Raw genomic sequence first — 15,556 nt, forward strand, 5'->3', positions numbered from 1 at the left:
TGAATATAATAGCAGCAATAGTTTGAAAATCTACTTAGTAAGGAATGAATTAAGGAATAATCCACCTCCAGGGTTCTTCCCATGAACTTTTCAGTAAAAGATATGATGCATAACACTAAGAAATGAGCGATCATCATCACGGCATGATGCATGATAACAATAAATAAGCGATCATTACAACGGAATGATGCATGATAACAATAAATAAGCGATCATTACAACGGAATGATGCATGATAACAATAAATGAGCGATCATTACTACAAAACCTACACCAATATCTACGAAAATTGCACTAATCTCTACGAACATCACCAAAATCTCTACGAAATCTACACTAATCTCTACGAAAATCAGCATAATCTCTACGATTTCAACCATAATCTCTACTTTTTCCAAATCACTACCAAAAAACTTGTTAGCTACCAATAAAAAACGCTGCACCTCAATCGAAGTGCAGCGTAAAATGAATCTTATTTTGCCATCAGTCTCAATGCTGTCTGAAGCTGGATATCGTTTTCTTCTTGTTTCATCGCTTCTCTTGCCGCATCTTCCAGAGCGGTAGCTGTTTTGGCGTCAATGATGCCCGTAACGTTCCTTCCATTCTTTCGCTGGAACGCTTTGACAGCAATTTCTGTGCGATTACTGAAATAGCCATCCGTACGTCCAGGTTCAAAACCAAGTCCCACCAAGATTTCCTGCGCATTTTTTACCTGCTCGTTATTCATGTCCAGCTTAAGCGGCTTATCGATCTGGATAGGATGAGTATCATACAGCGCCGGCTGGCTTACTTCTACTGTTGGTTCGATTCCCTTTTTATGAATCCAGTTCCCGTCAGGTGTGAGCCACTTGAACAAAGTCAGCTTGATATTGCTGCCATCGCCCATCGGCACGGCCTGCTGGACTGTACCCTTGCCGAATGTTTTCTCACCAATTACCGGGTAGCCGCCGGCTTCCTTTAGCGCCCCTGCTAAAATTTCCGAAGCCGAAGCACTCCCTTTATCCGTCAGCACGCCAACCGGGTAATCCTTCACTTTTTCCAGGTTAGAAAAATAACGTGTCTTTTCTCCATCCCGCTCTTCAATTTGGTAGAGCGGCTTCTCCTTGGAAATCAATTCACGTAAAATTTCTTCGACGCTAGAGAGCAGTCCGCCAGGATTTCCGCGCACATCAATCAATAGCGAATCCATCCCATCTTTTTCAAGAGCCTTAAGTTCTTTATTGAATTCCTTTGATGTATCCTCTGAGAACGAGGTGATTTCCAAATAGCCAACCTTTTCGCCATTAACCTTCTTCATATCCGCATGGACCGTAATCTGCGGAATCTCATCTCGGATCACTTTTACATTTAAAGGCTCCTTCAAGCCTTTCCTCTCGATCTCCAGCACGACAGCTGTTCCCTTTTTACCACGGATTTTCAATGTGGCCTCGTAAAGGTCCAAACCCTCGATACTTTCCCCGTCCACCTTCACAATTTGATCATTCGGCTTCAAGCCTGCTTTTTCCGCCGGCGAATCCTTGAACGGTGAAACAATCACAATCTTTCCATCAACCGAACTGACTTCAGCTCCAATTCCTTCGAAAGAAGACTCCAGAGTGTCATTGAATTGCTTAGCCGTTTCCTTGTCCATATAGACGGAATACGGATCCTTCAAGGTTGAAAGCATTCCCTGGATCGCACCTTCAACAAGCTTATTTTCTTCAACTTTTTCAACATAACTGTTAAAAATCAAGCTGTAAGCCTGTTCAACTTTTTCAAGACTTTCAGGATTATTCGACTCCGCCTGTGCATTTTGCTGCTGAGGCACAATCTGCCGTTCCAAAATGCCCGCTTTGCTTTCGTACCATTGCATTCCGGCGTATGTACTCCCCGCTCCTGTGAGCAGAGAACCCGCCATCAAAAAGGCAACCCACTTCCGTTCCATTGCCATGCTCCTCCCCGTTTACCGCAAAATCTGCTCCTCTGCCGTAAAAAATTTCTATGATTCCAATTATATGACGAACAGGGACAGGGTATGAAGGATTAATTTTAGAGCGGACTTCCAGATGGTTATAATTTACAAGTTTCTAAGACTTTTAATCGGGAAAATAAAAAAGGAAGAGACCGATGTCTCTTCCTGACGATTTTACTTAAAAGTATGGCATTGGATTAACTGCATTAGATTTAGAAGCATTCCAAGAACCTTTATGCAATTCGAAATGCAAGTGCTGGCCGTAAGACTGACCAGTGTTACCCATCGTTCCAATTCTCTGGCCTCTAGATACAACTTGTCCATTGCTTACCATACGGTTGCTCATATGGGCATAAACAGTTGTATATGTTTGCCCATTAATGGAGTGTGCAATAAAGATTGCATTTCCATAGCTGGACGAATAGTAGGAACGGATTACGACACCATCTGTTGCAGCAAAGATTGGTACATTACCAGCTTTATTGGCAATGTCAATACCAGCATGGAAAGTTCCCCAGCGCTGTCCAATGCCCGAAGTTAAACGGCCGCTTGCTGGCATTTGCAGGATACCGCTTGAGGCAGGAGGCGCTGCTTCAACTGGATCAGGTGTTGAAACTGCTGATCCACCTCCGCTTGTCTTTGCCTTAGCTGCTGCTGCAGCTCTCTGTCTTGCAAGTTCTGCTTGTCTAGCTCGCTCAGCTGCAACGGCTGCCTGGCGCTTCTTTTCTAGCGCGATAGCCTGCTGCAACGCAGCTTCCTGTGCAGCAATGATGTCTGCTGCTTCTGCCATCTCCATTGATTCCGCATGCATTTGTTCTTCTTCATGCTTAAGCGTGCTCATCAATTTATTCTTTTCTTTGATTTGTCCATTTAGCTTAACTTTCAGTCCCTCTAATTCCTTTTTCATTCCCTGAAGACTAGCAAGCTTTGTTTCTACCTGATTTTGTTTCGTTTCAAGCTCTTCTTTATCTATCTTATGCTGCTGCAGAATGTCCTTATCTGCTTGTACGATTGTTGTAACTGCATTTACACGGTCAACAAAATCGCTGAAGCTCTGCGCTCCAAGAAGTACATCAAGATAGTTCACAGTTCCACCGTTCTCCTGGAAGGAACGAGCTTTGTTCTTAAGCAATTCATTTCGCTTGTCGATGCGTTTGACCAATACTTCAATTTCCACTTTTAGCTTTTCGATTTCAGCAGTTGTCTGCGTAATTTCAGCGTTCTTCTCTGCTATTTTCTTTTCGGCATCTTCCACAGCCAAATCTAGTCTTTTGATTTGGTCATTCACGTTTTGCTGCTCAGTCTGAAGCTCGCCAATTTTTGATTTCTTAACATTTATTTCAGCATTAATGCCCGAACGTTGATTTTGAAGTTCTTTTTTCTGTTTTTGCATTTCCGAAATGCTTGTTGCTGATGCATGTTCCACTGTTAACGGGCTTAATAAAGAACCCAGGCTTAAAGTACTGACTACTGCTAGTGAGAGTATCTGTTTTTTCACTAGGATTATACCCCTCTCATACTTATGATAGTTTCGTAACTTTGTCTTTCTATCTATCGTCTATTGATTATGTAGTGTTTAGGGAAAGTTTCCAGGAAAATTCCGGAAACTCACCTTTTACACCCTTAAAAACTTGCGGACTGACATGAGACTTCCCCAGATTCCAATTGCAGCTCCCATAATGATCAGGATTGCTGACAGCTGGTAAACAAACGGGTTAAATTCAAGTAATTTGATAAAATGATCTTTCAGCTTTTCATTCAAGAAGTCATAAGCATAAAAATATGCTGCAGATACTATGCCAATCGGTATCATGGCACCAAGAATTCCTAACCAGAGGCCTTCCAGGAAAAACGGCCATCTGATGAATCCATTTGTAGCCCCAACGAGCCTCATGATTTCAATTTCCCGTTTACGGGCCATAATCGTGATTTTTATTGTGTTGGAAATCAGGAACATCGCTGTAAAAAGCAGCCCGACAATCAACACTAAACCGACATTCCGGCTGACTTTTATAAAGCTGAAAAGCTGTTCTACCTTGCCTTGCCCATACTTTACAGTAGCGACATATTCCATTTTCTCTATCTGTTTGGCAACTTTCATTGTATCAGTAGGATTTTTCGTCTTTATGACGAAGACATCATTTAAAGGATTATCTTGTTCAAACAGCTGAAAAGCTTCCCCTTCGTCCCCAAGGCTTTCTATTAAACTTTCAAGTTCTTTTTCCTTTGGAGAATAGGTTACACTTTTAATCCCAGCAACCTGGTTAATACGCTGTTCCAATATCTCTTTATCTTTGTCGTTCGCTGCCACATCCACATGCACTCGGATTTCTACATCTTCCTCAATCGTGGTTGCGACTTTATTAAGATTCATCATAATGACGAAAAAGACACCGACCAAAAGCAAAGTAACAGTTACGGCACTTACGGAGGCAAAAGTCATCCAGCCGTTCCTGCCTAAACTCTTGAAGCTCTCTCGGACATGGCGGCGAAATGTTCTAGCTTTCATATCCGTATTCACCTTTCATATCATCACGCGCAATCCTGCCATTTTCAATCGCAATGACGCGATGCTGGATTGTGTTGACGATTTCTTTATTATGGGTGGCCATGACAATCGTGGTTCCCCTCAAATTAATCTCTTCAAAAATCTTCATGATTTCCCATGATGTATCCGGGTCAAGGTTTCCTGTCGGCTCATCGGCAATCACCACTTTAGGTGCGTTCACTATTGAACGAGCGATGGCAACACGCTGCTGTTCTCCGCCTGACAGTTCAGTCGGAAGAGATCTTGCTTTATGTTTTAGGCCCACAAGCTCCAAAGTTTCCAGTACACGCTTTTTGATATATTGTGGCTGTTCTTCTATAACTTCCATCGCAAACGCGACATTTTCATAGACTGAGAGAGTCGGCAGCAATTTGAAGTCCTGGAACACGACACCGATATTTCGTCGCAGCAAAGGGACTTTGCTATCCTTCAGCTTTGCCAGGTTTACACCATTAATAATGATCGAACCTTTAGTAGGCTTTACTTCTCGGTACATCATCTTTATAAAAGTAGATTTTCCAGCGCCGCTGGGCCCTACTACGTATAAAAATTCACCTGCATCTATATGAACATTTATCCCATTAGCGGCAGTTATGCCGTTCCGGTACGTTTTATAAACATCTTGCATATCTATCATTTCTGTATCACCTTAGAAAGTTAGTCTTATCACTCGGCTAAACTTCGACAATTTGCAACAAACCTATTATAGCATCTCTATCTAGTAAAAAAACCTATTTAATTATTACAGTTTCTTTTCAAATTAGTATTTTATATCCATTTACTTCCTCTAATGCTAAACAAATCTATTATTTTTACCATATTTTAGACTACCCATTTAGCCAGTTACCTTTATAATTTTATCTTTAATAGCATTTTAAAATAGGTTAAATCTTCAGTTTCATTTCAGTTTTGTAACGAAGGTTTGACAAATTATGTATGAACAAAATGTGAAGCTTGCTGAATTGCTCAATAATTTGGCGATTTTACAAAAATGCATAAAGGCAGCATTATACCTATTATACAATTGGAAATAGGCATAAAAAAAACGCCCTGATCATTTTTCAGGACGTTTCCTTATTAAAGCTTATTTTTTGTTTGCAAGCCATTCAGCGACTGCGGATGCATCGTCGCCCTCTAACAGTTTCGCAGGCATTGAACCCTGGCCTTTGGCAATGATCCCTTCGATGTCTTCCTGAGATAGACGAGATCCAACATCGCTTAACTTAGGTCCTACACCGCCTTCAAGATTTCCGCCATGGCAGCTTGAGCATTTCTGGTTAAAAAGTTTTTCTGGATCAGCACCAGCTTTGTCGCCGCCAGCTTCATCGCCGCCGCCGCCGCAAGCTGCCAGTGCTATGGAGGTTCCCATTAATAAAGCCAATAATTTTTTCTTCAACATAACTCCCCCTAAGAAAATTTTGCATACACGACTATTTTATACCAAATTTAACTCCTTTTAAAACCCTCACCCAATACCTCTGAAGCATCCATAACGATGACAAACGCAGCAGGGTCAATGGATTGGACCAATTGTTTCAATTTTGTGAACTCCGTCTGGTCCACGACACACATGATAATTGGCCGTTCTTGGTCGGTATAGCCGCCGTATGCTGATAGTTTTGTCACTCCACGGTCAATTTTATTCAAAATTGCTTCTCGAACTTCTTCCTGACGGTTGGTAATGACCATAGCCATCTTGGAACGCCCGATCCCGACTTGCACAAGGTCAATCGTTTTACTTGTTACATAAAGGCCGATCAATGCATAAAGACCTCTCTCAATATCGAATACAATAGCCGCTGACAGTACAATGAGACCGTCAATCATCGCTACACAGGTTCCAAGTGAAAGTCCAGTGTATTTATGGATGATTTGTGCCGCTAGATCTGTACCGCCAGTTGACGCATTTCCCCTGAAGACAATTCCGAGTCCCAGACCAACACCGATACCGCCAAACAGTGATCCCAGCAAGGGATCCAATGTCCAGGGTTTAATATCATTTGTTAAGAAAACAACAAATGGAAGGAAAATGGTCCCTGCGAGAGTTTTATACCCATATTGCCTTCCCAGTAAAACAACCCCTGCAATAAACAATGGAATATTGAATGCCCACTGAACATACGCAGGTTCCCAACCAATCGTAGCATCCAGTATCGTACTGATTCCGCTCACTCCCCCGGAAGCAACCCGGTTAGGAAGCAGGAACACATTGAATGAAATTGCTACAATACCCGATCCAATCAATACATATAAATACTCAATCAACTTTTCTAAAGTTGGATTTGTTGTCTGATTACGCCTCTTCCTCAACTTACTATCCCCTTTTTTATTATTACCAAGTGCAGACGACTGCCCTTTTTGAAATGATTCACCTAACCCTCAGCAGGCGTGGTAAAACCCCTGTTGTTAGCTAGACGAACCATTTGCCGTCAGTGAGTATAGCATGTGTCGAATTTTCTGTAAACGCTAACGATGTACCGCATTAAAGGAGCATGGGGACGGTTCTCGTGCTTACTTTTTTGTTCCTGCAAATCCCCCTAAATACTGCCTTCATGAATGATTGAAGACACATCTTCGGATTGCTTTTATGGTGACCTAACCAATTAAGATATATAGAAACAACTTGTTTCAAATTGAATTGCAAGAAAAAGCTGTCTGTTTTTATATGAGTTTGTGAAATTATGAACAATTTTTGACGTTTACTTAAATACCCTTACCCCTAGTCGTACTTTGTGATATATTTCACGTATAAGGAGGCGATCACATGATTAGTCTTTCCTGCAACTCGGATGTTTACGAAAAGTCGTCCGAATTGCTAAAAGCAATCGCCCATCCAGTCCGCCTGCAGATTATTGACAGGCTCAGGGATGGCAGCTGCAATGTCACTTCCCTTTACAAGGGACTTAAGCTTCCGCAATCAACCGTATCCCAGCATCTTGCCAGACTGAAAAGTGCGGGAGTGATTAGCGGAATTCGCAATGGCAATGAAGTGACTTACAATTTAGCAAATGATGAAATAAAAAACGTTTTTCTCCTTTTAATCAAATCGCAAAATTCGAATATATAAATTCTCAGAAAGAGGGTAATCAATATGGCTAAAAAAGTTATTATCGTTGGTGGAGTTGCTGGCGGCGCTACTACGGCTGCACGCTTAAGAAGATTAGATGAAAACACAGAAATCGTGATGGTCGAACGCGGTGAATACATTTCTTTCGCAAACTGCGGACTTCCTTATTATATCGGCGGCGCCATCCAGGAGCGCGACGCATTGCTTTTACAAACCGTTGAAGGCATGTCAAAGAAATTCAACATGGACATCCGCAATTTAAGCGAAGTGACTCGGATTGACCGCGAGCGCAAAGTGGTTGAAATTAAAAATCTGAAAACAGGCGAAACATACGAAGAAAACTATGACGTCCTTGTTTTATCACCAGGCGCCAGCCCAATCAAACCTCCTATTCCTGGTATCGATAAGGCGGAAGCATTGTTCACACTCCGCAACATTCCGGATACCGATAAAATCAAAGCATATGTTGACGAGCAAATGCCGAAGAAAGCGACTGTCATCGGCGGCGGTTTCATCGGCGTGGAAATGGCGGAAAACCTTTGGGATCGCGGTGTCGAAGTAACACTGGTCGAAATGGCCGACCAAATCATGGCGCCGATCGACTTTGAAATGGCTTCAATTTTACATCAGCACCTTCGTGAAAAAGGCGTGAACCTTGTCCTTGAAGACGGCGTGAAATCTTTCGAACAGAACGGCAAGCTGATCAACCTGAACAGTGGCAAGCAAATCGCAACCGATCTGATCATCTTGGCGATTGGCGTAGCACCGGAGAACAAGCTGGCGAAGGAAGCTGGACTTGAGCTTGGCCTTCGCGGCGCAATCCGTGTGAACGAACGCCTGCAGACTGCTGACGAAAGCATCTACGCAATCGGCGATGCTGTTGAGGTAAAAGATTACATCAACGGACAGGCAACACATATCCCGCTTGCATGGCCGGCCAACCGCCAGGGACGTATTGTCGCTGACCTAATCAACGGAATTGATGTTAAATACCAGGGCACACTGGGCACATCCATTGCCAAGGTGTTCGACATGACCGTAGCCGCTACAGGCAATAATGAAAAAACGTTGAAGCGACTTGGCATTTCTTATGAGGTCGTGCACGTTCATCCAAGCTCGCACGCTGGATACTATCCAGGTGCCTTCCCAATCGCGCTGAAATTGATTTTTGACCGCGAGACCGGAAAGATCTTTGGTGCTCAGGCTGTATCCTACGATGGAGCAGATAAGCGAATCGACGTTTTGGCAACTGCAATTAAAGGCGGCATGACGATTTTTGACCTGCCAGATCTTGAGCTTGCATATGCGCCTCCATACTCTTCTGCTAAAGATCCAGTCAACATGGCTGGCTATGCTGCTAAAAATATCGCTGAAGGACTTGTGGAAACAGTTCAATGGCATGAAATCAATGACATCCTTGCAAACGGCGGCTATCTGATCGATGTCCGTGAACCAATTGAGCGGGAAATGGGCATGATCGAAGGCTCTGTAAACATTCCGCTTGGAGATCTTCGCGCACGCCTTAGTGAAATACCGAACGATCAAGACATCTATGTATACTGTCAAGTCGGCCTTCGCGGCTACCTTGCTACACGAATTCTCATGCAAGCTGGCTTCAAAGTGCGCAATCTTGACGGGGGCTACAAGACGTACTCTTGTGTATACGAGCCAGATGCAAGTGAAAACTGCGGTACGCCAATCAGCGACAACGGTGTTGCCAGGCGCAAGGCGGCAGCAGAAATCACTGCCGGATCTGCACAAGCAAGTGTGGCAGTCGCTGAAAAAGCTGCTCCGGTAACTGCTGTGGATACTGCTCCACCCGCTGTTACGACTACACTTGATGCTTGCGGCCTGTCTTGCCCTGGCCCGATCATGAAGGTGTATAAGACAATCGGTGACATGAAAGACGGCGAAGTGCTTGAAGTCCACGCAACCGACCCTGGCTTCGCAAAGGATATCAAAGCCTGGTGCGACAAGACGGGCAACAAGCTTGTCAGCAACAAGTTTGAAGATAAGAAGTTCAAAGCACAGATCATGAAAGGGAACGTAGTGGTGCCTGTGAACACTGTTGCGGCTCCGGCTGAGATTCCAACTGGCATCCCGGCTGCTCCAGCTAAAAACGGCGCGACAATGGTCGTCTTCAGCGGCGATCTGGATAAGGCAATCGCAACATTCATCATCGCTTCCGGCGCGGCTGCAATGGGAAAAGAAGTCACATTGTTCTTCACTTTCTGGGGACTGAACATCCTCAAACGCGGCGACGCACCGGCTACAGAAAAAGACATGATGGCAAAAATGTTCAGCATGATGATGCCAAAAGGCGTAAACGATCTGCCGCTATCTAAAATGAACATGGGCGGCATGGGCGCCAAGATGATCAAAACCGTCATGGCCAACCATAACGTCGACAGTCTCGAAACATTGATGAAAAACGCAATGGATGCCGGCGTAAAACTAGTTGCCTGCGGCATGAGCATGGACCTCATGGGCATTGCTAAGGAAGAACTGATAGATGGAGTCGAGATTGGCGGCGTGGCTGCTTATCTGGGCGATGCTGAGGATTCTGGATTGAATTTGTTTATCTAATATGGATTGGAGAGCGGCCTTCTGCGAAGGGCCGCTTTTTTGTTAGCTGTTATTAGAGGAGGTGCATCTGTCTGCGGGTTTGGGGTTGCTGAAAAAAGGTAATTGGCCCTTGGGTTTGGGGTTGCTGAAAAAAGGTAATTGGCCCTTGGGTCTGTATCGGGGTGTATCCATTTATATGGAAAAAGTAGTGATTAGGGCGAAAATAGTAGTGATTAATCCGATTTTCGTAGTGATTCGCAGCATTTTCGTAGTGATGAAGCCATTTTTCGTAGTGATTATCATTCATTTCGTAGTGATGGTGTAGGCTTCACTCTCCCATTTTAAAATAACTGACCCTTAAGCCTGCAAAAAGCAGGAGTTTCACCACATGTTAGCGAATCTTTTTACCGTATTTAAATAGAACGAAAGGAATGAGACAATTTTGATCGTAAAAAGAAGAATTTTCCCACTGCGTATCAAAGTAAATGATGCTGTTCAAAGAAGGTTACCTGTAAATCACCCCAAACTCCCGGAAGTAATTCAGGATTCTCTGAAAGCTCGGGCGGGCCATAAAGGTGAAGAAGCTTTAGACTATTACACCAGCCTCCTTCACCAAGATGAATTCCACATATTCCAAGGACTTCGGCTCAATTCAGGTCAAGCCTACTTCCAAATGGATTCCTTGCTCCTTTCTCCCTCGTTTGCACTCATTATCGAAGCTAAGAATATGGCAGGCACTCTCACCTTCAATTCTTCTTTTAATCAAATGGAACGAACATTTAATGACAAAACAGATACTTACGAAGATCCCATCCTTCAGGCAAAAAGACACCGTCTGCTTTTACAAAAATGGCTTAAACTTCACCATTTCCCTCAGCTCCCTATTGAGTATATAGTCTTCAGCAGCAATCCTTCAACTTCATTACGCAACCCATTTAATGATCAGGAAATCTACCAGCGTGTCTGTCCTCCAGGAAAAATCATCTTTAAAATCGAAGAGTTCATATCTAAATATAAAAAAGAGATTCTTTCTTTAAGAGAACAAAAAAATCTGAGCAAACTTTTATTGAAGAGTGATGTCCTACCAGGATCTCATCTTCACCAGTTTAAAATCGCCCCGTCTGACTATCTGACAGGTGTTCAATGCCCCTCCTGTTTTCAATATGCAATGGAGCGATACGGCGGCACCTGGAATTGCCCACACTGCGGGACCACTTCCAAGGATGCACATAAGCAGGCAATCGAAGATTATTTCCTCCTGATCAGCGATACAATAACCAATAAGCAATTTCGGATATTCCTTCACATACACTCTCCTAAACTTGCCACCAAGCTACTTGCAAGCATGGACCTGGAATGCCATGGGGCTGCGCGCAGAAGCTGCTATTACACACCACAATAAAAAGCCCCGCCAAGTTCTGGCTGGGGCTAATCTTAAAGGTTATTTTTTCACCAATGCATTTCGGCATCAGTACAATTATTCACCCAAAGTCAGCTTCGACCTCAAGTAAGCATCAATAAACATATCAATATCCCCGTCCATGACAGCCTGGACGTTACCGGATTCGGCACTTGTGCGGTGGTCCTTAACCATTGAATATGGATGGAACACATAGGAACGGATTTGGCTGCCCCAGCCGATTTCTTTTTGCTCGCCGCGGATTTCATCGAGTTCCGCTTGCTGCTGCTCGATTTCTCGCTGGTAAAGCTTAGCCTTAAGCATTTTCATCGACGTTTCACGGTTCTTGATCTGTGAACGTTCTGCCTGTGATGATACAACCACACCTGTTGGCAAGTGCGTGATCCGGACAGCTGAGTCAGTCGTATTGATATGCTGACCGCCGGCACCGCTCGCACGGTACGTATCGATTTTCAGGTCTTCAGTACGGATGTCGATCTCGATTTCATTGTTGAATTCCGGCATCACTTCGCAGGAAACGAAGGATGTATGGCGGCGGCCTGAAGAGTCAAACGGAGAAATACGCACTAAACGGTGCACCCCTTTTTCAGCCTTAAGATAACCATAAGCATTATGTCCCTTGATCGCCAATGTCACGCTCTTTATTCCGGCCTCATCACCAGGAAGGTAATCAAGCGTCTCGACCTTGAAGCCGCGCTTTTCCGCCCAGCGCGTATACATCCTCAGAAGCATCGAGCCCCAGTCCTGAGATTCCGTTCCGCCCGCTCCTGGGTGCAGTTCAAGGATCGCATTGTTTTTATCATGCTCTTCACTCAGCAGAAGCTGAAGCTCAAACTCGCTCATGCGGTCTTTAAACTCAATGAGCTCCTTTTCAAGCTCTTCTCTTAGTTCAGCGTCATCTTCCTCTTTTACAAGTTCAAAAGTCAGATCAAGATTCTCATATGTTTCATAAAGCTCATGAAACACATTTACCTGTTCCTTCAGCCCATTCGTTTCGTTAATAACACTCTGAGCGTTTTGCTGATCATCCCAGAAATCTGGTGCCAGCATGCCGTCCTCTAGCTCAGCAATGCGAGCTTCCTTGTTTTCGAGGTCAAAGAGACCCCCTGAAGTCCGCTAATTTCTTAGCTGTTTTTTCTAGCTCATTCCTGATATCCGCTAATTCCATATCGTTCACCTCATAAGAATGTTATTTACTATTATATCGTTTTTATAAAAAGAATTCACAACAACGTGCTTTCTTCACAAAAAGTGCTTTCGCTTTGAGTTCGGCTTTACTAATATTAGCTTGGTCTATTAGGCCTTTTCCTAAAATAAGAAACACTCAACGTATAGGAAGCTTCATAAAAAGAAACCAGCGGTACGTCCGCCGGCCTCTTAGTTAGTCTGGTGTGTTTATATTATTCCGCCTTGCCGCAACAGTTCTTATATTTCTTGCCGCTGCCGCAGATGCAAGCGTCGTTGCGTCCGACATCCATCGTCTTTACGACAGGCTTTTTCTTCACTTTGCCGCCTTCGTCTTCCTTCGGATTCACCGCATGGCCTTTAGCAACTTCCTGACGCTCCAGGTTGCTGCGGATTTCAGCCTTCATGATGTATTTAGCAACATCTTCTTCGATTGAAAGAATCATGTTCTCGAACATCGCGAAGCCTTCATGCTGGTATTCGCGCAGTGGATCGATCTGACCGTATGCACGGAGATGGATTCCCTGGCGAAGCTGGTCCATCTGGTCGATGTGGTCCATCCACTTCGAGTCAACGGAACGAAGCACGATAACTTTTTCAAACTCACGCATTTGCTCGTCAGTCAGCTGCTCTTCTTTTTCATCGTAGCGCTCTTTCACTTTGGCAAGGATTGTTTCTACAATCTCATCCTGCTCTTTGCCGCGAAGATCTTCTACTGTGATATCACCTTCGTGAAGGAGGTTGCCGTTCACGTAATCGATGATGCTGTCGAGCTGCCATTTTTCCATGTCCTCGCCTGCTGGCGTATGGGCAGCAACATTGCGCTCCAATGAAGACTTGATCATCGTTTCAACGATGCCGCGAAGGTTTTCAGATTCAAGAACCTCATCACGCTGCTTGTAGATGATTTCACGCTGCTGGCGAAGTACATCATCATACTGAAGCAATTGCTTACGAGCATCGAAGTTGTTGCCCTCAACACGTTTTTGTGCAGATTCAACAGCTTTAGAAACCATCTTGCTCTGGATTGGCTGGGTGTCATCCATGCCAAGCCGCTCCATCATCGTTTTCATATTGTCAGAACCGAAGCGGCGCATCAGCTCATCTTCCATTGAAAGATAGAACTGAGTGACACCAGGGTCTCCCTGACGTCCAGAACGTCCGCGGAGCTGGTTATCGATACGACGGCTTTCGTGGCGCTCTGTACCGACAACCGCAAGACCGCCAACTTCCTTCACGCCTTCGCCAAGCTTGATATCTGTACCACGGCCGGCCATGTTTGTCGCGATTGTTACCGAGCCTTTTTGACCAGCTTCAGCAATGATTTCCGCTTCGCGCTCATGGTTTTTCGCATTTAAGACATTATGCTTAATGCCTTTTTTCGTTAAATAACCGGAAATTAATTCCGAAGTTTCAATCGCAACTGTACCGACAAGGACCGGCTGGCCTTTTTGATGGCGCTCAGCAATATCCTCAGCTACTGCCTTGAACTTCCCTTGCATCGACGCATAAATCAAATCCGGACGGTCGTCACGGGCAATCGGACGGTTCGTCGGGATGACGACTACGTTCATATTGTATATGTTGCGGAATTCCTCTTCCTCTGTCTTCGCTGTACCAGTCATACCGGAAAGCTTTTCGTACATACGGAAGTAGTTCTGGAATGTGATTGTCGCAAGCGTCATGCTTTCATTCTGGATATCAAGGCCTTCTTTGGCTTCGATTGCCTGGTGTAGGCCTTCGCTGTAACGGCGGCCCTTCATCAGACGTCCAGTGAACTGGTCAACGATGACAATTTCGCCGTCCTGGACTACGTAATCAACATCGAGGTGCATGCTCGCATGCGCCTTCATTGCCTGGTTGATATGGTGAAGCAGCGTAACATGCTTAATGTCAAAAAGGTTTTCGATTCCAAATGCCTTTTCAGACTTTGTAATCCCTTCTTCCGTAAGCTGTACACCCTTCGTTTTTTCATCATATGTGAAATCCTCATCACGTTTCAATGTGCGAACAAACGCATTCGCATGCATATATAATGCAGCAGATTTTTGCGCCGAACCTGAAATGATCAACGGAGTACGCGCTTCATCGATCAGGATGGAGTCAACTTCATCAATGACACAGAAGTGCAGCGGGCGCTGAACCTTTTGTTCCATGTAAAGCACCATATTGTCACGCAGGTAGTCAAATCCAAATTCATTGTTCGTACCATAAGTAATATCAGCACGGTATGCTTCTTGTTTTTCTTCCTTTGTCATGCTGTTAAGGTTCAATCCAACAGTCAGGCCAAGGAATTCATACAGCTGGCCCATTTCAGTGGCGTCACGACTCGCAAGGTATTCGTTGACAGTGATGACGTGGACGCCTCTGCCAGTGATCGCATTCAGATAAACAGGCATCGTTGCTGTCAAAGTTTTACCTTCACCAGTCTTCATCTCTGCGATGTTACCCTCATGAAGGGCTACACCACCCATAAGCTGGACTTTATACGGATAAAGGCCGAGCACGCGTTTTGCCGCTTCTCGGACAACCGCAAATGCTTCAACAAGCAAATCATCAGTAGACTCGCCGTTTTGGTAGCGATTTTGGAATTCAGCAGTCTTATCTTTTAACTGCTCGTCCGAAAACTTTTCCATATCGCCTGCAAGCGCATCAATTTGGTCCGCAAGCTTTGTCAGTCTTTTGATATCGCGTTTATTCTGGTCGAAAATTTTCGTTAAAATCCCCATACAGACGCTCCTTTTATCTAATGAATCTCGTTGTATTTATGAAATAGTGGTTTCGTTAAAATTTGCCCCAAAGAAAAAAGATTCGCTGTAA

The 15,556-nt window shown here is 44.3% G+C and carries 12 protein-coding genes; 4 read left to right on the forward strand and 8 right to left on the reverse strand.

The window, feature by feature from the left end:
- Positions 1-472: 472 nt before the first annotated feature.
- The 6 genes from M3204_RS03985 to M3204_RS04010 all read right to left on the reverse strand — a co-directional run bounded on the left by M3204_RS03985 (position 473) and on the right by M3204_RS04010 (position 6,809).
- A complete protein-coding gene (locus M3204_RS03985) occupies positions 473-1,924 on the reverse strand; it encodes a S41 family peptidase (RefSeq protein ID WP_251478766.1) in 1,452 nt (483 codons plus the stop codon).
- A 205-nt stretch (positions 1,925-2,129) separates the two neighbouring features.
- Positions 2,130-3,449 carry a murein hydrolase activator EnvC family protein gene (locus tag M3204_RS03990; protein ID WP_251478768.1) on the reverse strand — a complete coding sequence of 440 codons (1,320 nt, stop codon included), beginning with the start codon at positions 3,447-3,449 and terminating at the stop codon, positions 2,130-2,132.
- Between the two features lie 117 nt (positions 3,450-3,566).
- Positions 3,567-4,460, reverse strand: a complete 894-nt coding sequence (gene ftsX, locus M3204_RS03995; protein WP_251478770.1) for a permease-like cell division protein FtsX — start codon at positions 4,458-4,460, stop codon at positions 3,567-3,569.
- On the reverse strand, positions 4,450-5,136 hold the full coding sequence (gene ftsE / locus M3204_RS04000; RefSeq protein ID WP_251478772.1) for a cell division ATP-binding protein FtsE: 687 nt from the start codon (positions 5,134-5,136) through the stop codon (positions 4,450-4,452). The genes ftsX and ftsE overlap by 11 nt, the downstream gene beginning before the upstream one ends.
- 447 nt (positions 5,137-5,583) lie before the next feature.
- Entirely contained in the window at positions 5,584-5,898 is a 315-nt protein-coding gene (gene cccB / locus M3204_RS04005) for a cytochrome c551 (protein WP_435367716.1), read from the reverse strand.
- A 47-nt stretch (positions 5,899-5,945) separates the two neighbouring features.
- Complete coding sequence (locus M3204_RS04010) at positions 5,946-6,809, reverse strand: YitT family protein (RefSeq protein WP_251478774.1); 864 nt, start codon at positions 6,807-6,809, stop codon at positions 5,946-5,948.
- Between the two features lie 454 nt (positions 6,810-7,263).
- Between M3204_RS04010 and M3204_RS04015 the strand changes: the two genes are divergently transcribed.
- The 4 genes from M3204_RS04015 to M3204_RS04025 all read left to right on the forward strand — a co-directional run bounded on the left by M3204_RS04015 (position 7,264) and on the right by M3204_RS04025 (position 11,533).
- Positions 7,264-7,566 carry an ArsR/SmtB family transcription factor gene (locus M3204_RS04015; protein ID WP_251478776.1) on the forward strand — a complete coding sequence of 101 codons (303 nt, stop codon included), beginning with the start codon at positions 7,264-7,266 and terminating at the stop codon, positions 7,564-7,566.
- Between the two features lie 24 nt (positions 7,567-7,590).
- Entirely contained in the window at positions 7,591-10,152 is a 2,562-nt protein-coding gene (locus tag M3204_RS04020; RefSeq protein WP_251478778.1) for a CoA-disulfide reductase, read from the forward strand.
- A 175-nt stretch (positions 10,153-10,327) separates the two neighbouring features.
- Positions 10,328-10,456, forward strand: coding sequence for a hypothetical protein (locus tag M3204_RS23640; RefSeq protein ID WP_285856893.1), 129 nt, complete (start codon positions 10,328-10,330; stop codon positions 10,454-10,456).
- 117 nt (positions 10,457-10,573) lie between these two features.
- Positions 10,574-11,533, forward strand: a complete 960-nt coding sequence (locus tag M3204_RS04025; protein ID WP_251478780.1) for a nuclease-related domain-containing protein — start codon at positions 10,574-10,576, stop codon at positions 11,531-11,533.
- A gap of 75 nt (positions 11,534-11,608) precedes the next feature.
- Here the strand turns inward: M3204_RS04025 and prfB are convergent.
- Positions 11,609-12,719 (reverse strand): peptide chain release factor 2 gene (gene prfB / locus M3204_RS04030; RefSeq protein ID WP_251478782.1). Its coding sequence is split into 2 segments (ribosomal slippage): positions 11,609-12,646 and positions 12,648-12,719, totalling 1,110 coding nucleotides; the frame shifts between segments, so codons are not numbered across the junction.
- A 232-nt stretch (positions 12,720-12,951) separates the two neighbouring features.
- A complete protein-coding gene (gene secA / locus M3204_RS04035; RefSeq protein WP_251478784.1) occupies positions 12,952-15,465 on the reverse strand; it encodes a preprotein translocase subunit SecA in 2,514 nt (837 codons plus the stop codon).
- Positions 15,466-15,556 lie beyond the last annotated feature (91 nt).

This window comes from Mesobacillus subterraneus (assembly GCF_023715485.1).
GTDB lineage: Bacteria > Bacillota > Bacilli > Bacillales > Cytobacillaceae > Mesobacillus > Mesobacillus subterraneus_B.

Excerpts from the sequence above, each read along its gene's own strand:
- M3204_RS03985 (WP_251478766.1), bottom strand. The coding sequence starts at position 1,924 with ATGGAACGGAAGTGGGTTGCCTTTTTGATGGCGGGTTCTCTGCTCACA.
- ftsX (WP_251478770.1), bottom strand. The coding sequence starts at position 4,460 with ATGAAAGCTAGAACATTTCGCCGCCATGTCCGAGAGAGCTTCAAGAGT.
- ftsE (WP_251478772.1), bottom strand. The coding sequence starts at position 5,136 with ATGATAGATATGCAAGATGTTTATAAAACGTACCGGAACGGCATAACT.
- cccB (WP_435367716.1), bottom strand. The coding sequence starts at position 5,898 with ATGTTGAAGAAAAAATTATTGGCTTTATTAATGGGAACCTCCATAGCA.
- M3204_RS04015 (WP_251478776.1), top strand. The coding sequence starts at position 7,264 with ATGATTAGTCTTTCCTGCAACTCGGATGTTTACGAAAAGTCGTCCGAA.
- M3204_RS04020 (WP_251478778.1), top strand. The coding sequence starts at position 7,591 with ATGGCTAAAAAAGTTATTATCGTTGGTGGAGTTGCTGGCGGCGCTACT.
- M3204_RS23640 (WP_285856893.1), top strand. The coding sequence starts at position 10,328 with ATGGAAAAAGTAGTGATTAGGGCGAAAATAGTAGTGATTAATCCGATT.
- secA (WP_251478784.1), bottom strand. The coding sequence starts at position 15,465 with ATGGGGATTTTAACGAAAATTTTCGACCAGAATAAACGCGATATCAAA.